Source organism: Bradyrhizobium sp. AUGA SZCCT0222, from assembly GCF_018130205.1.
In the GTDB taxonomy this organism is placed as follows: domain Bacteria; phylum Pseudomonadota; class Alphaproteobacteria; order Rhizobiales; family Xanthobacteraceae; genus Bradyrhizobium.
Genome location: NZ_JAFCLX010000014.1, coordinates 128,669 through 149,867, shown reverse-complemented (window position 1 = coordinate 149,867; position 21,199 = coordinate 128,669). Strand labels below are relative to the sequence as shown.

The window sequence follows — 21,199 nt, the reverse complement described above, 5'->3', positions numbered from 1 at the left end:
GCCTTGGAGTGAAAAATTTCGAATGGCTGATTGGAGCGCACTCTGTGGATAAGGAATAAACCTCTACGAGAGTCAACAGCTAAAAAGTCATGCCTTCGGGGGCGTTAGCGTTCCGGGATCTGTCCCGAGCTGCGAGCGATCTCATCTGTCATCGGACACAGCAGCGTCTTTGTTCAGAAGCCGATGCATCAGTTGCCGGTATGAGTTCAACGCGGTTGGTCGTGCATAGCTACGGGCAATCTCGGTCGCCCGCCGACCCTTCTCTTGGGTATTGCCGGCGGCCGAAGCTGCAAACTCGACGGTACGAGCAATTGCGGCTGGATCTTCGGGTTGTACCACCCAGCCCAGGTCATGTTCCTGCACGAGAAGAGCAGCCTCCGCATCTGGCTCGGAGCAGATTATAACCGGTCGTCCCACAGCGAGCAGATTGTAGATCCGGCTTGGTACAGACACGCCGGTATTGTTTTTACGATACGGGATTATCCAAATGTCGGCAGCCGACAGGAATTCTTCCAGCTCCGCTTCGGGTACGCGCTCAATCAAAGTGACGTTACGCAGGGGCGTCGCCGCCTGCCTTTTCTTCAATGTGGTCCAGCCGACGCCCTCGCCCGAAAACAGGAAGTGAATGTCCGTATTGTGTTCCAGTATTCGAGCAGCTTCGAACACGGAGTTGGGGTCGTGAGTGAATCCCGCGTTTCCAGACATGGCCACCAGAAATTTGCTTCCGCAGCGGTTACGAAAGGAATTTTCGGTGACGACTCGATGTTGAATAGGAAGCGTTGGCCAATTCGGGATAAAGACGATCTTGCTTGGCTGCATGCGTGGATAGGCCATCAACAGCACATTCATATCGCGCCCGATGGTGACGACAGCGTCGAGCCAGTCGAACAAAACAGTGTTAGCCCAACGCATGATTTTGGTTACTATAGAGCGGGGATGCAGAATGCCGGCCATGACGAGGGTGTCCGGATAGAAGTCATGAATAATAAGTGCCGCGGGGACTTTGCGGAGCTTCGCTGCTACAGTTACGGCGTACGGAACTGTGAAAGGTGTCGTAACGCAAAGGATGGCATCCTCGCGGCGGGCGTGCTTCAGGATGGCAAAGAACACCTGTAAAGCGAACAGGACTGCGGCAAGTGATCTCGAAACCAGCGCTGACTTTCCTGGCCACCAGCTCTTTATCTCAATAACCGCGGGGAAGGATGACTTCGGGGGGGCCTTCGAGTTGGAGCCGGGCGTGCCCGACAGAACGGTGACCTCGCAGTCGCGAGCCAACTCCTCGGCAATCTCAGTCATGTAGGCCGAGGTCGTACTCGGAAACGGGGCATAGTGCTGGGAAACGAGTAGGATTTTCCCAGCGCTCTGCACCCGGGGGCCCGGCAGTATCGAACTGTCTGGCGCCCGATGCTGGTGCCGATTTCGCGTGAGCCCGTCGTAGAGTTCGACGACGGAGGCCCCGATGATTTTGGCTGACAGCTTGTCGACGACGAGCTTTCTCGCAGCTTGTCCGTAACGGTCGCGAAGCTGGAACGAGTTCGCCAGGCCAAGGATCGCCTCAGCAAGTGCTGATGGATCCTCGATAGGCACCAGGACGCCGGTATGATCATGGATGACAACTTCGCGGCAGCCGGGAGCGTCGGTAGCAATCATCGCTCTGCCGCAGGCTGCTGCTTCGAGCAGGCTCATGGGCAGGCCTTCTCGATGCGACGGCAAGACGGCAACATGGCAGCGCTGCCAAAGCGAGACGATATCGTCGATGTGCCCAAGCCAGGTGATTCCCGGCCGTTGGCTCCATTCCTGCGCTTCTTCAATCTGGACGGAGGCGGGGTTGGCTGGATCGGGATTGCCGGCAATGATCAGATTTATATCGTGACCTTGTTCTCGCAAAATACCGTGGGCGGCTACCAGCGCCCGAATTCCTTTGTCGGTTAGCAAGCGCCCGGCAAAGCCGATCGTAATTGGGCCACTCGGCTCCGGCAGTGGCTGCAACACATCAGTATCGACACCGGATCCGGGGATCAGGATGGTTCGACCGTGCTCTATTCCAAGGCTTTCGAGGGCGGACAGATCGTCGGGATTCTGGACGAGAACAACGCTTTGTTCCTTGTTGAAGAGCCAGGGAAGGAGAGTAGCCATGCTTCGTTTTAGAAGCCGTGTTCGCCAAGTCACCGAAGTAAAGATGTAGCCCAGGCCGGTAATTGCGTTAACAAGCGGGATTTTTCTTCCCAAAGCTGCAATCGATCCATACACGCAGCATTGCAAACCGGAGTGATGAACGATCTGTGGCCTGATCTTGCTTTCAAGCCGTCGAAGCGCAGCGATGGTCGGTACTGCAGCAAATGGAGACAATCCGCCCCGGCGGAATGGGATCCTGTGAAGCGTGAAGCCCTCTGCTTCTATGGCGGTTGCGCCTTTATCGACGCGCGTAGCCACGTGCACTTCATAGCCCGCGGCGCGCGCCGCTCTCGCCATCGGCAGCCGGTTGAGCAAAAACGCGAAGTCTTCGTTTACCACGTATAACAAGCGCGGGCGCGCGGTAGTCGTTGCGAAAGCCATGCAACTCACATCGTTTGATCTGCTGTTAGAACGGTCCCGCACCCATTTGGGCTGATACCACAATGAAATGGACGTCGATGCCGTGGGCGTCGAAATGCCGAGTCACCCTACGCCGTTCGGGCTTCGAACTGAAGGGATCACGTCATCATTGTTGCCAAGGTTCGCAAATGGTATTTTGCGGTCGACGAGGACGATGCGACCGGCCTTACGATGCGGACGGCCGCTCTGTTTTATCGTCTCGTTAGCGAATGGCGTCCTGCGAGGATGAAGCAGGCTTTGCTTCCTCGCCGCGTTCTGCGGCGGGCAGCAGGCGTTTCCGTTCGCGTTCCCTCATGAACTCGTCGTACTTCGCGGTGCCCGGCCGCGGTGGCGCGTCCGCCGGCACGCCTCCGGCCCAGGCCGGAATGGCGTCGCTGACCCCGGCCGAAATTTTTTCGTTGATGGTCCCGCAGCCGCTCAGGGAGCAGGCCGCGAACGCGACGGCAACGAGGACGAGGATATGGCGGGCAAGGATCGACATGGGCGGCAGGTTACAACTTAGACCTTTAAGGATGATGGATTTGAGGCCGCCTTGCGGCAGGGCACGACCTGCCGCTTATTTGTTGACACCAACATTTCATTTGTACAAATGTACAAATGAAACGAAGGCCGGAGACGGTCGGGCCCGCCAGTGGGTCTCGAAGCAAAGACGGTGTTATAGTACTGCCAGCGACCTGACGCAGGAGCGCCCCGGGGGACGTGCCCGTCCAAGGAAACGCGCCCTTCGTCCGATTGACAACAAGCCGCGGTGAGACGCCATGTCGTGGCGCTACCCGGCCGAAAATTTGGGTTATGGTGAGGCAAGGGCCGGGGACTCGGCCCAAGGCACAAGACCGATCAGGGGGAGAAAATTCATGTCTATTCGTCGTCAATTGCTGCTGGCTGCAGGCGCCGTCGCCGGTGTGCTGGCTGTTATACCCGCGAAGGCGCAGGACGCCGTCAAGATCGGCCTGATCCTGCCGATGACCGGCGGGCAGGCCTCGACCGGCAAGCAGATCGACAACGCCGTCAAGCTCTACATGCAGCAGAAGGGCGACACCGTCGCCGGCAGGAAGATCGAGGTCATTCTGAAGGATGACGGCGCGGTCCCCGACAACACCAAGCGCCTCGCCCAGGAATTGATCGTCAACGACAAGGTCAGTTTCATCGCCGGCTTCGGCGTGACGCCGGCAGCCCTTGCCGCGGCGCCACTGGCGACCCAGGCCAAGGTCCCGGAAATCGTGATGGCGGCGGGCACCTCGATCATCACCGAGCGGTCGCCCTATATCGTGCGCACCAGCTTTACGCTGGCGCAGTCCTCCACCATCATCGGTGATTGGGCCGCCAAGAACGGCATCAAGAAGGTCGCAACGCTGACCTCCGACTACGCGCCGGGCAACGATGCGCTGAACTTCTTCAAGCAGAACTTCACCGCCGGCGGCGGCGAGATCGTCGAAGAGGTCAAGGTGCCCCTGCAAAATCCGGACTTCGCGCCGTTCCTGCAGCGCATGAAGGATGCCAAGCCGGATGCCGTGTTCGTGTTCGTGCCGGCAGGGCAGGGCGGCAACTTCATGAAGCAGTATGCCGAGCGCGGCCTCGACAAGGCGGGCATCAAGGTGATCGGCCCCGGCGACGTGATGGATGACGATCTGCTCAACGGCATGGGCGATGCGGCGCTCGGCACCGTCACCGCGCATCTGTATTCCGCCGCGCATCCGTCGGCGATGAACAAGGATTTCGTCGCGGCCTACAAGAAGGCCTATAACCAGCGCCCGGGCTTCATGGCGGTGGGCGGCTATGACGGCATCCATTTGATCTATGAGGCGCTGAAGAAGACCGGCGGCAAGACCGACGGCGATGCGCTGATCGAGGCGATGAAGGGCATGAAGTGGGAGAGCCCGCGCGGCCCGATCTCGATCGATCCGGAAACCCGCGACATCGTGCAGAACATCTACATCCGCAAGGTCGAGAAGGTCGACGGTGAACTCTACAACGTCGAATTCGCGACCTTCGAGGCGGTCAAGGATTCCGGCAAGACGAAGAAGTGAGTTTCGTGCCCGTGGCCTGCCCCTCACCCCAACCCTCTCCCCGCAAGAGCGGGGCGAGGGAGCAGAGCGGCATTCGCGGGATCTACTTCGTTCTACCGAAGCGATGATAGGACGTGCGGCTTGCTCTGCACTAAACCTCGCCCCGCACTTGCGGGGAGAGGTCGGATCGCGCAGCGATCCGGGTGAGGGGCTCTTACTTAGACCAGTGAATTCAAGATGACCACGCTCTTTACCATCCTGTTCGACGGCGTCGCCTACGGCATGCTGCTGTTCGTGCTGGCCTGCGGGCTGGCCGTGACGCTGGGACTGATGAACTTCGTCAATCTCGCCCATGGCGCGTTCGCGATGACCGGCGGCTATGTCTGCGCCGTTCTGGTCAACAATTCCGGCTGGCCGTTCTTTGCGGCGCTGCCGCTCGCCTTTGTCGTGAGCGCCGTGATCGGCGTGGCGCTGGAGCGTACGCTCTACCGCCATCTCTATACGCGAAGCCATCTCGACCAGGTGCTGTTCACGATCGGCCTCACCTTCATGTCGGTGGCGTCGGTCGATTACATCATGGGATCGTCGCGCATCTTCATCAAGCTGCCGGCGGCGCTCGAGGGCCAGTTCGATTTCTTCGGCGTCGGCATCGGCCGCTACCGGCTGATGATCATCGTGATCTGCGGTCTGCTCACGGTTGGGCTGCAATTGATCCTGGCGAAAACCCGGTTTGGCAGCCGTTTGCGCGCGGCGGTCGATGATCCCCGTGCCGCCAGCGGCCTCGGCATCAACGTGCCGCAGGTGTTTGCCTTTACCTTCGCCTTCGGTTGCGGGCTTGCCGGTCTGGGCGGCGCGCTCAGCGCCGAAATTCTCGGCCTCGATCCGTATTTTCCGCTCAAGTTCATGATCTACTTTTTGATCGTGGTCACCGTCGGTGGCTCCTCCAGCATCACCGGGCCGTTTCTGGCTTCGTTGCTGCTCGGCATCGGCGACGTCGCCGGCAAATATTACGTGCCCAAGATGGGGCCATTCGTCATCTACACCATCATGATCGTGATCCTGATCTGGCGCCCGAACGGTCTGTTCGGCCGCACCGCGGCGCGGTGAGCCGATATGAACGCGCTTCCCGAAGTCTCGTCTCATGCCATGGCTCGCTCCCGCTGGCGCGGAGGCGAAATCGCGTTCTGGGTTCTGGTGCTGGCCTGCGCATTCCTGTTTCCGTCGCGCTATCTGATCATGACGGACATCCTGCGGCTGGCACTGTTCGCGCTGTCGCTCGATCTGATCCTTGGCTATGCCGGTATCGTGTCGCTTGGTCATGCCGCCTTCTTCGGCGTCGGCGCCTATTGCGCCGGGCTGCTGGCGCTCCATGGCATCATCACCGAACCGGTGATTGCATTGGTCGCGGCCGGCCTCGTCGCCATGGTGCTCGGCTTTCTCACCAGTTTCCTCGTGATCCGCGGCGTCGACCTGACGCGGTTGATGGTGACGCTCGGGATCGCGTTGCTGCTGGAGGCGCTGGGTGAGCGTTTCTCCAACATCACCGGCGGCACCGACGGCCTGCAGGGCATCGAGATGGCGCCGATCCTTGGCCTGTTCGCCTTCGACATGTTCGGCAAGACCGGCTTCTTCTATTCGCTGATCGTGCTGTTCCTGCTGTTCCTGCTCGCGCGCCGGGTGGTGAACTCGCCATTCGGCCTGTCGCTGCGCGCGATCAAGAACAATCCGCTGCGGGCGTCCGCCATCGGCGTGCCGGTCAACCGCCGCCTGATCGCGATCTATACGCTGGCCGCGTTCTACGCCGGCATTGCCGGCGCGCTGTTCACCCAGACCACGGCGCTGGCCTCGCTCGATGTGTTCGCGTTCGAAAAATCGGCCGATCTGATGCTGGTGCTGGTGCTCGGCGGCACCGGCTATCTCTATGGCGGCCTGATCGGCGCTGTCGTCTTCAAGATGCTGCAGGAATTCTTCTCCACCATCACGCCGCAATACTGGCTGTTCTGGATCGGCCTCGTGCTGGTCGTGATTGTGCTGGTCGGCCGTGACCGCATGCATCGCTGGGCGTTGTGGCTGCCGAACCTCGTGATCCGGAAAATCGCCGGACGCAAAGCCGTCGTTGCCGTTCCCGAAAGTGACGCGCCATGACGATCGCGCTGGAAACCAAAGGACTGGAAAAATCATTCGGCGGCCTGCGGGTCACGCGCGATCTGTCGCTGCGGGTCGAGCAGGGCGCCCGCCATGCGCTGATCGGGCCGAACGGTGCCGGCAAGACCACGGTCATCAACCTGCTTACCGGCGTGCTTGCCCCCAATGCCGGGCGTATCCTGCTCGAAGGCAGCGACATCACCGATCTGCCTGTCCACAAGCGGGTGCTGCGCGGCCTGTCGCGGACCTTCCAGATCAATCAGCTCTATGCCGATCTGACGCCGCTGGAGACCATTGGCCTTGCGGTCTCCGAACGGCTCGGCCGCGGCGGCGACTGGTGGCGGCGGATGGGGACGCGCGACGACGTCAACCAGGAGGTCGCCGAGACGCTGTCGCGCTTTCACCTGCTCGACGTCATGAACGAACTCACCGCGACGCTGCCCTACGGCAAGCAGCGCCTGCTCGAGATCGCGGTCGCGATCGCGACCAAGCCGCGGGTGCTGTTGCTCGACGAGCCCGCCGCCGGCGTGCCCGAGAGCGAGCGCCACGATATTCTGGCGGCGGTCGCCGCCCTGCCGCGCGACGTTACGGTCCTTCTGATCGAGCACGACATGGATCTGGTGTTTTCGTTCGCCGACCGGATTTCGGTGCTGGTCAACGGCGCCATGCTGGTCGAGGGTCCGCCGGACGAGGTGGCACGCGACCCCCAGGTCAAGGCGGTCTATCTCGGCGAGGCCGCCGATGTCTGATCTTCTAGCCATCAACGGCCTGCGCGCCGGCTACGGCGAGGCGGTGGTGTTGCCGGGCATGTCGCTGACGCTGGGCGAGGGCCAGGTGCTGGCACTGCTGGGGCGTAACGGCACCGGCAAGACCACGCTGATCAATTCGATCGTCGGGATCACGCGCCGTTTCGGCGGCACGGTCACACTCGGCGGGCTGGATATCACGCCGATGCGACCGGACCAGCGGGCGCGGGCCGGGATCGGCTGGGTGCCGCAGGAGCGCAACATCTTCCGCTCGCTGACGGTGGAAGAGAACATGACCGCGGTGGCCCAGCCCGGCCCATGGACCGTCGACAGGGTTTACGAAATGTTTCCGCGGCTGAAGGAACGCCGCAGTAATTTCGGCAACCAGCTCTCCGGCGGCGAGCAGCAGATGCTGGCGATCGGCCGGGCGCTGACGCTCAATCCGAAGGTGCTGCTGCTGGACGAGCCGACCGAGGGGCTGGCGCCCATCATCGTCGAGGAGCTGCTGCGGGCGCTCGGCACCATTACCCGCGCCGGGGGCATCTGCTCGATTATTGTCGAGCAGAATGCCCAAAAGATTCTGGGGTTGGCCGACCGGGTTGTGATATTGGAACGCGGCGCGATCGTGCATGATGCGGCTTCCAGCGCGTTGAAGGCCGATCCCGCGGTGCTCGAACGCTATCTCGGCGTCGCCGGCGCCGCACATTAGATTTCTTTCTTTGGGAGTAAGACCATGCAGCGAACCAAAGCCCCGTTCCGTGCCGACGAGGTCGGCAGCCTGTTGCGGCCGCAGCGCATCAAGGAGGCGCGCGCCAAACTTGAGAAGGGCGAGATCACGGCCGAGGACCTGCGCAAGGCCGAGGACATGGAAATCGAAAAGGTCGTGCACAAGCAGGCCTCGCTCGGCCTCAAGCTCGCGACCGACGGCGAGTTCCGCCGCTCCTGGTGGCATTTCGATTTTCTGAGCCATTTGACCGGCTGCGAATTGTACCACCCTGATCAGGGCATCCAGTTCGCCGGCGTCCAGACCCGGCATGACGCCATCCGCGTCATCGGCAAGCTCGACTTCCCCGACAACCATCCGATGCTCGAGCACTTCAAGTTCCTGAAGAAGCATTGCGACACCGCGCATGTCACCGCGAAGATGACGATCCCGTCGCCCGCGGTGCTGCATTTCCGCGGCGGCCGCAAGGCGATCTCCAAGGACGTCTATCCCGATCTGGAAACCTTCTTCGAGGATCTCGGCAAGACCTACCGCAAGGCGGTGAAGGCGTTCTACGACGCCGGCTGCCGCTATCTGCAGTTCGACGACACCGTGTGGGCCTATCTGTGCTCGCCGGACGAGTTGCAGAAGGCGCGCGAGCGCGGCGACAATCCCGACGGCCTGCAGGAGATCTATGCCCGCGTCATCAACTACGCGCTGGCCGAGCGGCCGGCCGACATGATTGTCACCACCCATGTCTGCCGCGGCAATTTCCGCTCCACCTGGATTTCCTCCGGCGGCTACGAACCGGTGGCGGAGACCATGCTGGCCGGCACCAATTACGACGGCTACTTCCTGGAATATGATTCCGACCGCGCCGGCGGCTTCGAGCCGCTGCGTTATCTGCCGAAGGGCAACAAGGTGGTCGTGGTCGGCGTCATTACCTCGAAGTTCGGCGAGCTCGAGAACAAGGAAGACATCAAGCGCCGGCTGTTGGAGGCGGCAAAATTCGCGCCGCTCGAGCAGCTCGCGGTATCGCCGCAATGCGGCTTTGCCTCGACCGAGGAAGGCAACATCCTGTCCGAGGAAGAGCAGTGGGCCAAGCTGAAGCTCGCGGTCGATGTCGCCAACGAGGTGTGGGGGAAGTAGGCTTCCATCTGCTTTCGTCACTGCGTTTCGCGGGTCCCTCCACTTGTCGTCCCGGCCTTGCGCCGGGACCCATACTCCGCGGCAGTCATTGTTTGCAGAAGGTCTCTAACGCCACCGCTCTCACCGATGGGCCGCGGCGTATGGGTCCCGGCTCAAGGCCGGGACGACGGCAGTGTTTGTCATTGCACCATCATCCAAACGCAACTTCGCGATCTCGCGACGCAATGCGCCCGAGCTTTGCCAGAACTTCCTTGCCCTCCAAATAGAGGGCGCAGGGAAGACCGGGTGCGCGCTGCACCCGCGGTCTCGCGTGCGGTTTGCACAAAACAAAGTGCACACGAGCATACAGGGCAGCGGAGAACACCCGGCCTTCCCTGCGCAATGGCTTTACGGCTTATGCCGTGCTCTCCCCGGAGACGAGTTCTTGGTTGACTCCGTCACCGCCGGTTCAGCTCACGCTTAGCCGACGGCTTGACGCCAGCAACGGGCGCCAGGACCACACGGTTTTGCCGTACGCTCATCCACGCCGTCGTCTCAGCGTAAACCAGCGTCCACCGCAACCCGTCCAACGTCCGTGACGACGGCCGACGCCCTTCTGAGTAGGACGGGATGGGCGAATATATGCCCTGATTTGTGTTCTGGTAAACAGAAATATTTTTGATTCTGGGGCTTGACACGATTTCCGTAAACCAGAACTGATTTGCCCGTCGGGTTGATTTGTCGCACCCGGCTCATCCTGTTTGCTATTGCGCGAGGGGCGACGCAACCCGGTATGTTCGAATTCCGCACATCCTTTTCTGTATCATTACTTGATACAATGTCATTGACATGGTGTATCACGTATTGATACATTTAGTAATGATCAAGGGATTCAAGAATTCCCTCGCGGAGGACGTGTTCAATGGCGTTGTCCGGAAGGGATTTCCGGCCGACTTGATCAAGGTTGCCCGCCGCAAGCTCCGTTTTCTGCACGCCGCGCACATTCTTGCCGATTTGCGCGTTCCGCCCGGCAATCGGCTGGAGGCGCTTAGGGGTGATCGGGCAGGCCAACACTCGATCCGCGTCAATGACCAGTTCCGGATCTGTTTTGTTTGGACTCCGGATGGACCCCGGGACGTTGAATTGACGGACTATCATTAAGGAGAACTGCAAATGGCCAGGAAACTTGCTCCCATGCACCCCGGTGAAGTTCTTCGGGAAGAGTTTTTGCTGCCGCTTGGGCTATCGTCAGGAGCGTTGGCAAAGGCTTGCGGCGTTCCGCGGACGCGCATTGAACGGCTGTCGAACGAGGAAACCGGCATAACCGCCGACACCGCCTTGCGCCTGTCGAAGGCCTTCGGCACCTCGCCAGAGTTCTGGTTGAACCTTCAGACCGATTACGACATCCAGATTGCAAAGCGGCACATGGGCAAGGACCTCGCCAAGATCGAACCGATCAAGACGAAGCTGCCTAGAACGGGGGCGGACTAGCGAAGCGCAATCCTCCGAGTCTAGTTATCCCTGTCCGGTTCCCATCGGAGGGTTTACGCTTCGCTAGCCCCTACGCACTACGCACTTGCGTAATGGCGACGCCCGAGATGGCGAGTAGTGCCCCGATCGCCAATGTCGGGGTCACGCGGTCGCCAAGGAACAACACGCTCGAAATCAAGGCGAAGACCGGAAGCAGCAGCGCGAATGGCGCCACGCGGGCCATGGTGCAACGGGCGATCAGCCAGAACCAAAGGCCGAAGCCGACAATTCCTCCGATGAAAATAGTGTAGGCGAGCGCCATCCAGCCGCGTTGGTCCGCCGCGACAAGGGTCGCCAGTTGTCCATGTTCGAGGAACAGCGACATCAACATGACCTGCGGCACCGTGAAAAGTGACGACCACCCCGTCAACATCAAGGGATCGAAGGGGCCGTGGCGCTTGGTCAAGACGTTGGCGACCGCGAACGCGAAGGCTGCGCCGACCACCAGCAGGATCGGTAACGCATTCGCGGACAGGCCCGGCCCGGCGGCCAGCACGACCACGCCGCCGAAGGCAACCAGCACACCGGCGGACGTCATCAGCGACGGCCGCTCCGCAAGCAGTGGCCAGGCCAACAGGACGGTGAAGGGCGTCGTGAGTTGATAGGCGACGGCAGACATGCTGCCGGAACCGAGCCCCAGGCCCACATAGAACAACCCGAAATTCAGTCCACCAAGGAAGACTGAGATGACGGCGATTGAGCCGAACTCTTGACGTGTCGGCCTTGCAACGAAGGGGATGAGCAGCAGCGCTATGGCGAGGAAGCGCAGTCCAAGGAAGAAAAGTGGCGGAAACTGCAGCACGCCCACTTTGATGGCCACGAACTGATAGCCCCAAATGAGAGGCACCAGCACCGCGCAGGCGATCTGAATGGCAGACATGGTATCCTCATTTTAAGACCAATCGGTCCAGATATAGGCGCGCGTAACCCGGACTGCGTCCATGGCTGAGCTACCTGATGAAGCGGTCGAGAAGAGCGTCAGCAGTGGCTTGCGACGTGGTGCGCGTTGGTCCCGCTTTGCCGACTACCCGAAGTCCCTCGACGAAGCAGACCAGTATCCGCGCGGCACTTGCAGGCTCAACACCAGCGGCAAGTTCGCCCGCTGCCTTCGCGCGCGAGAGTGCGCTGGCGAGCCTGGCCTCCATGGCTTTGAAAAAACCGCCGATGCGACCTTCGACATCCCCGTCGTGGCCGGCCAATTCCATGGCTGTGGCCACCAGCAGGCATCCGCGCCGACCGCTGGCGCCGCTCGTGCGCTCGACGTAACCAGCAAGGAAGGTCCGCAGGCCATCAACCGGCTGTCGGCGCGGACCGAGTTCGACGTCCATCCGCGCCAGGGCGTCGGCGATATAGCGATCGAGCGCACGCAGGAAGAGCGCGTGCTTATCCCCGAAGGCGGCATAAAGGCTGCCGCGCGAAAGCTTGGTCGCTCGAAGCAGGTCTGGTAGCGCCGTGCCGTGATAGCCGCGTGACCAGAACACACCCATGGCGCGCTCGACGGCGGCTTCCGTGTCGAAACCACGGGGCCGGCCACGCGGCAACTGCATGGGGGATTGGCGTGCCATAGTCGTATATATAGACCGAACGGTCTTGAATTACAATGGCAACTCGTAACTTGCAGCAGGGCGGATTAGCGAAGCGTAATCCGCCTTCTTGTCCCTTTCTGATCGGCTTCTGATCGGCGGGTTGCGCTTCGCTGACCTGTCTACGCGCGGCGCGCTGGCGGGTCGATCGCGCTGACATTCCGCTATCGCGGACGAACATCGTTGCGCATTCCAACGGCAATCGGAAATCACTTGCCGGCATTTTCGGCCGTGCCGTAGCTGCGGGCGATGATGCCGGCAGTGATTTGCAACGAAGAGCCGGTCATCCAGCTGCCTCCGATCAAGGCCAGCCATCCGTCAGATACGGTCTCATCGAGGATGATGATGCCGACAGACGCAAATGTCGCAATCGCGGCAAGAAATATTCCGACCGCGCTCAGGATCTCAACCACGGTATCGGGGCTCCATCGTTGCCGTTGGATCGAGGCTGATCTTCGGGCCGAACGGCGAGGCAGATCGATGCCGACATAGAAGCTGAAAGCCCCAAAGAGCATCATCAACAGGACGATCCCGACACTCAAGGGCAGTTCGTTTAGCCGGCGCAACAAGGCTGCGGCGACATACAAGCCGCTTGAGCCTCCAATCGCGGCGAGTCCTACTCGTTCAATGAGATGCGCCGATTTGATGAGAGCAGCAGGAGCGAACCCGGTCGTCTTCGTGCCGGATGACCTGTCGAAATTTGCATTGGCCATTTTCATGTTGCTGCCTTTCCAAAAGGTACCTGCCGGGACGACGCGATGAGCACCGCGCGCCCGGCGCAGCCATCGTCCAGCGTGAGGTAGTCTCGACTGCATCAACGCGTTTGACGACGTATCGGACCCGGATCCGTGGACTCCGGATGCGTGTGCAGTTTGGATGAATGCGCTTGACCTGCGCTCGCGCAATCCAGGTTGCCGCCACATGGCCGGACCGTGAATCTGCGCCGCTTCCGCGTGGGCGCTATTGAGCGCCCTCGGGTCCCCGGAAAAATCTGATGTCGCTGATGACAGCAGCCGTTGGGACCGGTCGAACTTCTAGCACCTGCTAATACACCACTGTGTGAGACACTTCACATCGTCGAGATGCTCCCGTCCTGCTGGCTACGTCATCGTCCGGCGCCCAAGGTTCAATCAAAATTTTTTCCGGAGTAACGTGGTACCTGATCATTCGTTGGGCGATGGTTGATATGGCGCAGATCTCCGCGGGTCTTATGTCGCCGGCCCACCGATCCGCTCAATCCGGCGCAACGTCCATATCAGTTTGAATTTTTGAACGCTGCGAACGGGTTCCTCGCTATCCTCACGTGGGCGTGTCCAGCAATCCAGCCGATTGCATCCTGCCAGTACTCTTTTGAGTAGCGGAGATCTTGACTGCGCATCCTCCAGAACGAGCGAAGGCCAGCCGCCGCCGAATTGCCGCAAACATTGCGTGCCATCCGGGAAAAATATGCAATAATTTTTTCGTTACCGTGGTCCAATATTGGGCAGGCCGCCAACCAGAGCGTGGGTGGTGCCAATGCAGCAGATTGCGGACTGGCTCGAGAAGCTGGGGCTTGGGCAATACGCGCTGCGTTTTGCCGAGAACGGGATTGATCTTGGTGTCCTTCCCGAACTGACGGATCAGGACTACGACAGATTGGGAGTCCTGCTCGGTCATCGTCGCAAAATGCTGCGCGCGATTGCCGAACTCAATCAAGCCGAACTAATTGCCGAGCCGGTTATCCGGCGCGATGCCGAACGACGCCACCTCACCGTCATGTTCTGCGACCTGGTCGGTTCGACGGCGCTCTCCGCGCGCCTCGATCCCGAGGACATGTGGGAGGTGATCCGCGCCTATCGGGCCGCCTGCGCGAGGGTCATTGCCACTTACGACGGCATTATCGCCAGGTTCGTCGGCGATGGAATACTTGCCTATTTCGGCTATCCCGTTGCGCACGAGGATGACGCGGAGCGCGCCGTGCGGGCGGGACTCGACATCACCGCCGCAATAGGGCCGCTGGAGACGCGCGCGATACAGCGGGTTGAGGTGCGGATCGCGATCGCGACCGGACTTGTGGTTGTGGGCGACCTCATCAGCGAAGGCGCGTCAGAGCAGCAGGCGATGGTCGGCGATACACCGAACGTCGCTGCGCGGCTGCAGAGCCTCGCGGAGCCGGGGGCGGTTGTCGTTGCGGCTTCGACGCGCCAACTGCTTGGCGATCTGTTTACGTTTCGCAGCCTCGGCCGCCGCGAGGTCAAGGGCATCGACGAGCCCATCGCGGTCTGGGCGGTCGAAGGCGGAGCCGCATCGGAGAGCCGCTTCGAGGCGGTGCGAACCGTGCGCTCGATCGGCTTTGTCGGCCGCAAGGCAGAGATCGAATTCGCGCTCGCGCGCCAGCAGCTGGCGTGGCAGGGCCAGGGCCAGGTGGTGCTGATTTCCGGCGATGCCGGGATCGGCAAGTCGCGCATGGTCGCGATGCTCTCGGAGAACCCTGCGTTGGGGGCGCACCGCCGGGTGCGTTATCAGTGCTCGCCCTACCATATCAACAGTGCGCTGCATCCCTTTATCGCTCAACTCGAGCGCGCTGCCGGCATCCGGTCGCAGGACACACCGGAGCAAAAGCTCGACAAGATCGAGGCAATGCTCGCGCTCGGAACGCAGCAGGTGGCCAAGGCGACGCCGCTCATCGCCGCTCTGCTTTCGATCGCCACCGGCGAGCGCTATCCGCCGCTTGGCCTCAATCCAGTGCAGCAGCGGCGACAGACATTCGTCGCCCTGCTCGATCAGCTCGAGGGTTTGGCACGGCAGCAGCCTGTGCTGGTTGTCTGCGAGGACATGCACTGGGCCGACGCCACCACGCTTGAGCTGATCGATCTCACGGTCGACCGGATCAGGGGACTGCCGATACTCATGCTCCTGACCTTTCGGCCCGAGTTCGAACCACCCTGGGTGGGCCTTCCCAACGTCAGCCTGTTGCGGCTCGATCGGCTTGACCGGCGGGATACCCGCGCGCTGGTCGAGCAGGTGACCGTCGGTCGGCAGCTGCCAGGCGAAATGATGTCGCAGATCATCGAGAGGACGGATGGCATCCCGCTGTTCGTCGAGGAACTGACCAAGATGGTGCTGGAGTCCGGACTGCTGGTGGAAGATGCCGGGCGCTATCGGCTCGATAGTCCGCTCCCGCCGCTCGCCATTCCCGCGACGCTGCAGGACTCGCTGATGGCGCGGCTCGACCGGCTGGCGCCGGTCAAGGAGGTGGCGCAGATCGGCGCGGCCATTGGCCGCGACTTCTCGTATACGCTGCTGCGATGTGTGGCGGGGCGCGATGATCTGACATTGAGCGCCGCGCTGGCGCAGCTCGAGCAGGCCGAGCTGCTGATGCGGCGTGGCACGCCGCCGGAAGCACGCTACAGCTTCAAGCATGCGCTGGTTCAGGAAGCGGCTTACGAGAGCCTGCTCAAGAGCCGGCGGCTGCAGCTGCACAAGCATATTGGCGATGTCCTGCGCGACAGCTTTCCGGTCATCGCCGAAACCGAGCCGGAAGTGCTGGCCTACCACTTCACCGAAGCCGGGCTCGGCGAGGTGGCCATCGGCTGGTGGCGCAAGGCCGGCCAGCAGGCGCTGAAACGCTCGGCATATTCGGAAGGAGTCGCCCATCTCGGCAAGGCCGTCGCGATCGCCGATGGGGTACCCGACGCGCCGGACCGCATCATGAGCCGGCTCGATCTCCAGATTGCCTATAGCCGCGCGCTGCGGGGAAGCCTTGGGCACAGCGCGCCCGAAACGGTGGCCGCATGGACGCGCGCCCGGCAGTTCGCAGCTGACATCAATGATCCGGTCGAACTGGCGCCGATCCATTCGGGCCTGTTCAATGCCTGCCTCACTCACGGCGAGATCGCGCCGATGCGGGAATTGGTGGATGCAATCGTCAGCGCCGCCGACCGGCGGCCGGAATCGCCGGTGGCGGCAGTCCTCGCCCATTGCACCAGCGGGGTGACCTCCTGGTTCGGCGGCGATTACCTGAATGCGAAAGTGCATCTTGAGCGGGCGCTGGCGATCTACGGCGCCGAGCCTGACCCCGAGACCTTCAGGGCGTCGACGCTGGACCTGCCGTTCGTCATCATGAGGTTTCTCGCCCTGGTGCTTTGGCCGATCGGAAAGATCGATCGAGCGCGCCGGCTCGCCGCGGCAGCGGTGAGTGTCCCGGGAGAAAAGCGGGCGCTGTCGCAAGCCAACGCGCTCGTTCACAAGGCCGTCTTCGACGGACTATGCCGAGGCATGTTGCAGCAGACGGAGACCATCCTTGCCCTCGCGCTCGCCCGCGAACATACGATGCCGCTGTATGTGGCCGCCGGGACCTACCTGAACGGCCTTGCAAAGTGGCGCGCCGGCGAACAGGTGGAGGGACTGAGCGAAATGCGCCGCGGCTGGACCCTGCTGCATGAAAATGATTGCTACCTTTGTGAGCCGTTCTGGGGGATGCATGTTGCCCTGGCGAACGCAGAAGCGGGGCAACTCGAGACCGGGCTGGAAATTGTGCGCGAGTTGATCGGCTGGACGGAACAATCCGGCCAGCATTGGCTCGATGCCGAACTGCATCGTGCCCGGGGAGAGCTGCTGCTCCGTTGCGACCCGCCGAACGCTTCCATGGTCGAAGATGCCTTCAACAGGGCGCTTGAAATCGCCCGCCGCCAGCAGACCAAGACTTTCGAATTGCGCAGCGCGCTTGGCCTGGCGCGCTTCTACATCAGGAATGATCGAGCGGTGCCCGTATCCGAACTGCTCGGGCCGCTCCTCGTCGATTTCGACACCGCGCAGGATCTCCCCGAAATCGAAGAGGCGGAGAAGCTGCTCCGGCACAGGCGTTAACCGGTGCAAGTCCATTCTTTCGAGGGTCGCGAGGGCGAACTGCGCCAAACGAAGCGTCTTCACTTCTCCGTCAGGCAGGCTTCGCGAGTGGCTCGCCACGAGCTATGATCCGCAACGCAACCTTGCCGCGTGGTGCAGCCTGATCCGGGATATGCGCTAGCTGCTGTTCGAGCCGAGAAGCTGCATGTCCCACGCATCCGCCGAGGCGCCAACCACGCCGGTTTCCTCGTTCGTCTCCGATCTCGATCGTCTCGCCGCCGAAGTGATGGCCGACTGGAAGGTGCCGGGGGTCGCGCTTGCCGTGGTGCAGAACGGCAAGGTGGCGCTGACGCGGGCCTATGGTCAGCGCGATGTCGAGGCAAATCTGCCCGTAACGCCGGCGACGCAGTTCGTCATTTGCTCGATCACCAAATCGTTCACCGCGACCGCGATCGCGCTGTTGCACCAGGAGGGGCGGCTCGACTGGACCAGGCCGGTGCGCGACTACATGCCCGAGTTTCGCCTGAGCGATCCGGTCGCGACCGAGCGGGTCACGGTGCGCGACCTGCTGTGCCATCAGTCGGGCTTGCCGCGCCATGACTGGGTGCACATGCCGGGCGATCGGGCGCCCGCCGAAATGCTCGATCTGATGCGACATCTGGAATTGAGCCGCGATATCCGCACCGCCTGGCAATATAACAACCTCTGTTACAACGTCGCGGGTCTGCTGATCGAGCTTCTCAGCGGACAGAGTTTCGAGGCATTCATCCGGACCCGGCTGACCGACCGGCTCGGCATGACCGTCAGCTTCAGCCTCGACGACCTTGAAGCCGCAAGTGAAGCGGCGCGCCCGTACATGATGCACGAGGATACACGGCTGCCGGCGATGCGCCTGCCGATCCGCACCATTGCGGCCGGCGCGATCAACACGTCGGTCACGGGCCTTGCGAACTGGATGCGGCTGCATCTGGGCAAAGGTGAATTCGACGGCGAGCGCCTGCTGCCGGCGGCGTTGATCAATGAACTGCATGCATCGCGGACTTTCATTGCGGCGTCGGACCAGGCCGAGTTCGGCGAGGCGCATTATGGCCTTGGCTTCCAGACCAACAGCTATCGCGGTGACCGGCTGATATCTCATAGTGGCGGCTGGGTTGGTTGGGGAACGCTGATGACGCTGATGCCGGATTTGGGCATCGGAATTGCCGTCTTGACCAACCGCAGCCCGAGCGCTGTGACGTCAACGCTGACCTGGTACATCATCGACCGTTTGCGCGGCCGCGAACCGGTCGCGTGGCGCGCGCGTCTCCTCAAGAATCGCGACGAATTCATCGCCCACATGCAGGTCGACAAGGACGCGCGTGAAAAGGCGCGTCACAAGGATACGCGCCCGGCGCACGAACTGGCGGCGTATGCCGGTGAATACGCGCATCCGGCCTATGGCGTGATGTCGGTGAAGCCAAGGGACGGCGCACTGCACTGGACGTGGCGCGGGATGTCCGCGCCCTTGATGCACCGTCATTACGAGACGTTCGAATTGCCCGAGGAGCCGCACCGCCTGCAGCCGGACCGGCTTGCCATTACCTTCCTGACCGACCGCGACGGCAACATCGTCAGCCTGTCGGCGCCGCTGGAGCCAATGGTGAAGGATATCGTCTTTGCACGCCTTGCGGCCGGCGATTGCACGGATCCTGCGTTCCGCGCCCGATGCGTCGGCCACTTCAAAAGCGGCTCGATAACGCATCGCGTCACGCTGGATAGCGAAAACCGGCTCGTGCTGAAGCCCGACTACCAGCCGGCCTATCGCCTCGCGCCCGAGCAGGGCAGAAGGTTTCGCATCGCCGAACTGGAGGGATTTGTCGTCGAATTTCGCGGCGAGGCTGTTATCGACGAGGTGGTCTTTCACCAGCCGAATGGCGTCTTCGTGGCGCAGCGGGTGGAGGAGTAAAGCGCCTGAGGGCGTGCAAGCACGTCGTCACCTCCCCACGTCGTTGCCTGCGACAAACGCGAAGCGTTTGCGCAAGGGAGCGAAGCGACGAAGCAATCCATCCATCCGTTATGCTGCGATATGGATTGCTTCGCTTCGCTCGCAATGACGGGGCGAGAGCGGCGTGCTCACTTCCCCGTCAAGTAAACCTCGCCGAGCAGTGATGAATTCGACCACGGCACCTGTTTGGATTTAGTTGCGGCGACGACTTCGGCGCGGACTCGCGTCAGCATCTGCTGCACTTCGAGCCCGGGCGTGCCGATGTGGCGCGACAGCGCTGCCGAGAAAGGGCTGTTGACGCCTTCGCCGTCGAGCGCCACCTGTCCGGGCGCGGTTGCATAGGCGATCAGCGTTCCCGCACCCAGCGTCGAGCCGGCGCCAAGGCTGGCGGGTGCGGCGAGGCCCGGTCCGGCCTGAATGCCGCGATTGGCGCCCGCGGAAGCCACTTGCGTCGTCGCCACGGGGGGAGTCATGGGGTTGTTGCGGCAGGCGTCCATGATCAGGATGTTGGTGCGCACCTGATCGTCGAGACCGGCCATGATCGTATCCATTTCCACCATCGTATCAGTCATTCGGCCGCCGGCTTGCAGCGCCACGTCGATCGGCACCAGGTAGTTGCGGCCCTCGACCTGCACGCCATGACCGGCGTAGTAAACCACCGCGACCTGCGCCCGTGCCGCATCGCGCAGGAATTCGCCGATCGTCGACTGCATCGCCACACGATCGAGATCGATGCCTTCGTTCACGACGAAGCCGATGTCGCGCAGGCTCCTTGCGATCGAGCGGGCGTCGTTGACCGGGTTGGGCAGCGGCGTGACGTGCGTATAGGCGCCGTTGCCGATCAAGAGCGCGACGCGCCGCGTGGTGCCCTGGACCGGGGCGGGAAGCGGGGCAGGGCTGGCCGCGCCGGCCGGTGCCGGCGTCGATGTCGTGTTTGATGTCGCATCTCTCGGCGCCGGAGTTGTTGCGTCCGACAACAGCGAGAGCCGTACCTTCGCAGTGGCCTGATTGGATTTGCTGCCGGCGTCCGACGCCTTGCCTTCGAGGGTTGCGGCGTAGTCCAGCTTCGCGCTGGTGAAATCGCCCTTCGCCTCATAGGCGAGGCCGCGCTGGCTGTAGGCCGAGATCAGCACGCTGCCGGGCGGCGTCATGATGTTGGCCGGCGCCTTCGCCTTGGCGAGGCGGATCGCCTCGGTGCCGTCGGCGACGGCGCGTTCGAAGTCGCCCTTGGCGCGCCAAAGCACGGCGCGGTGGATCAGCGGCTGCGGCAGCGCCGCATCGAGCCGGATCGCTTCGTTGATGTCGGCCATCGCGCCGTCGAGATCGCCGAGCGCCTGTTTCGAGATGCCGCGGTTCTGGTAGGAGAACGGAGACTTCCGTCCGGCGTTGATCGATGCGTCATAATCGGCGATCGCCTTGGCGTACTCGCCCTTGCCACGCCACGCGTTGCCGCGGTTGTGAAACAGGATGCCGCTCGGTGGTCCCAGCCGCAGGGCGTCGTTGAAGTCCGATATCGCGATGTCGTATTCGCCTTTGTCGTAGTAAGCCGAGCCGCGCAGATTGTAGATCGCGATGTCAGGCTTGAGCCTGAGCGCCTCGCTGGTGTCGGCGATGACCTTGACGTAGTCGCCCTTCTTGTTCCAGCCGACCGCGCGCCAGAAATAGATGCCCGCGAGCTTCTCGCCGGAAAACACCTTCAGCGCGATGATCTTGTTGCAGGCATCGATCATCTGATCGGCCGGCGTGGTGTCGGTGGTGCAAAGCGGCCCGAGTTGTTTGCGGGACTGGGCGAGGGAGGGCGCCGACCACAAGGCGGCTGCGAGCAAGGTCAGCGTCAGGATCGCGCGGCGCATGGGGCCTCGGTGACTGTCGTCGATTGGGCGGCAAATATCCGCTTGTTTTGTCGCGAACTCCGGTCGGGCGGTTCAAGGCGCCCGCGTCGGCTATCATGC

The 21,199-nt window shown here is 62.1% G+C and carries 16 protein-coding genes; 10 read left to right on the top strand and 6 right to left on the bottom strand.

The genetic code is table 11. The features are described from left to right. Positions 1-141: 141 nt before the first annotated feature. The gene (locus tag JQ629_RS37900; protein WP_502752997.1) at positions 142-2,556 is read right to left on the bottom strand and encodes a glycosyltransferase; all 2,415 of its coding nucleotides are present in this window, start codon (positions 2,554-2,556) and stop codon (positions 142-144) included. 241 nt (positions 2,557-2,797) lie between these two features. After that, on the bottom strand, positions 2,798-3,076 hold the full coding sequence (locus tag JQ629_RS15205) for a hypothetical protein (protein ID WP_212413377.1): 279 nt from the start codon (positions 3,074-3,076) through the stop codon (positions 2,798-2,800). 373 nt (positions 3,077-3,449) lie between these two features. Here JQ629_RS15205 and JQ629_RS15200 point away from each other — a divergent pair, with 373 nt between their 5' ends. From JQ629_RS15200 to JQ629_RS15165, 8 genes are all read left to right on the top strand, one after another. Next, positions 3,450-4,622 (top strand): ABC transporter substrate-binding protein, encoded by a 1,173-nt coding sequence (locus tag JQ629_RS15200; protein WP_192737856.1) that lies wholly within the window; start codon positions 3,450-3,452, stop codon positions 4,620-4,622. Positions 4,623-4,838: 216 nt separating this feature from the next. Further along, entirely contained in the window at positions 4,839-5,708 is an 870-nt protein-coding gene (locus JQ629_RS15195; protein WP_212210124.1) for a branched-chain amino acid ABC transporter permease, read from the top strand. Between the two features lie 6 nt (positions 5,709-5,714). Continuing rightward, positions 5,715-6,746 (top strand): branched-chain amino acid ABC transporter permease, encoded by a 1,032-nt coding sequence (locus JQ629_RS15190; protein ID WP_212263989.1) that lies wholly within the window; start codon positions 5,715-5,717, stop codon positions 6,744-6,746. Beyond that, positions 6,743-7,495 (top strand): ABC transporter ATP-binding protein, encoded by a 753-nt coding sequence (locus JQ629_RS15185; RefSeq protein ID WP_212413376.1) that lies wholly within the window; start codon positions 6,743-6,745, stop codon positions 7,493-7,495. Before JQ629_RS15190 ends, JQ629_RS15185 begins: the two co-directional genes overlap by 4 nt. Further along, the gene (locus JQ629_RS15180) at positions 7,488-8,201 is read left to right on the top strand and encodes an ABC transporter ATP-binding protein (protein ID WP_212413375.1); all 714 of its coding nucleotides are present in this window, start codon (positions 7,488-7,490) and stop codon (positions 8,199-8,201) included. Before JQ629_RS15185 ends, JQ629_RS15180 begins: the two co-directional genes overlap by 8 nt. A 24-nt stretch (positions 8,202-8,225) precedes the next feature. Then, positions 8,226-9,344 (top strand): cobalamin-independent methionine synthase II family protein, encoded by a 1,119-nt coding sequence (locus tag JQ629_RS15175; protein WP_212413374.1) that lies wholly within the window; start codon positions 8,226-8,228, stop codon positions 9,342-9,344. An 858-nt stretch (positions 9,345-10,202) separates the two neighbouring features. Continuing rightward, complete coding sequence (locus tag JQ629_RS15170) at positions 10,203-10,484, top strand: type II toxin-antitoxin system RelE/ParE family toxin (RefSeq protein ID WP_212413373.1); 282 nt, start codon at positions 10,203-10,205, stop codon at positions 10,482-10,484. Between the two features lie 12 nt (positions 10,485-10,496). Then, the gene (locus JQ629_RS15165) at positions 10,497-10,814 is read left to right on the top strand and encodes a HigA family addiction module antitoxin (protein ID WP_212413372.1); all 318 of its coding nucleotides are present in this window, start codon (positions 10,497-10,499) and stop codon (positions 10,812-10,814) included. Between the two features lie 70 nt (positions 10,815-10,884). On the opposite strand, the gene JQ629_RS15160 is transcribed toward JQ629_RS15165, so the two are convergent. The 3 genes from JQ629_RS15160 to JQ629_RS15150 all read right to left on the bottom strand — a co-directional run bounded on the left by JQ629_RS15160 (position 10,885) and on the right by JQ629_RS15150 (position 13,155). Beyond that, positions 10,885-11,733: a DMT family transporter gene (locus JQ629_RS15160; protein ID WP_212413371.1), complete on the bottom strand. Its 849-nt coding sequence runs from the start codon at positions 11,731-11,733 to the stop codon at positions 10,885-10,887. A gap of 70 nt (positions 11,734-11,803) precedes the next feature. Next, a complete protein-coding gene (locus JQ629_RS15155; RefSeq protein ID WP_212413370.1) occupies positions 11,804-12,400 on the bottom strand; it encodes a TetR/AcrR family transcriptional regulator in 597 nt (198 codons plus the stop codon). Positions 12,401-12,645: 245 nt separating this feature from the next. After that, a complete protein-coding gene (locus JQ629_RS15150) occupies positions 12,646-13,155 on the bottom strand; it encodes a hypothetical protein (protein ID WP_249135062.1) in 510 nt (169 codons plus the stop codon). 796 nt (positions 13,156-13,951) lie between these two features. On the opposite strand from JQ629_RS15150, the gene JQ629_RS15145 reads away from it, so the two are divergent. Both JQ629_RS15145 and JQ629_RS15140 read left to right on the top strand, forming a co-directional pair. Continuing rightward, positions 13,952-17,284 (top strand): adenylate/guanylate cyclase domain-containing protein, encoded by a 3,333-nt coding sequence (locus JQ629_RS15145; protein WP_212413369.1) that lies wholly within the window; start codon positions 13,952-13,954, stop codon positions 17,282-17,284. Positions 17,285-17,468: 184 nt separating this feature from the next. After that, on the top strand, positions 17,469-19,208 hold the full coding sequence (locus JQ629_RS15140; RefSeq protein WP_212413368.1) for a serine hydrolase: 1,740 nt from the start codon (positions 17,469-17,471) through the stop codon (positions 19,206-19,208). A gap of 167 nt (positions 19,209-19,375) precedes the next feature. Here the strand turns inward: JQ629_RS15140 and JQ629_RS15135 are convergent, their stop codons facing one another. Beyond that, on the bottom strand, positions 19,376-21,100 hold the full coding sequence (locus JQ629_RS15135) for a caspase family protein (protein WP_212413367.1): 1,725 nt from the start codon (positions 21,098-21,100) through the stop codon (positions 19,376-19,378). Positions 21,101-21,199 lie beyond the last annotated feature (99 nt).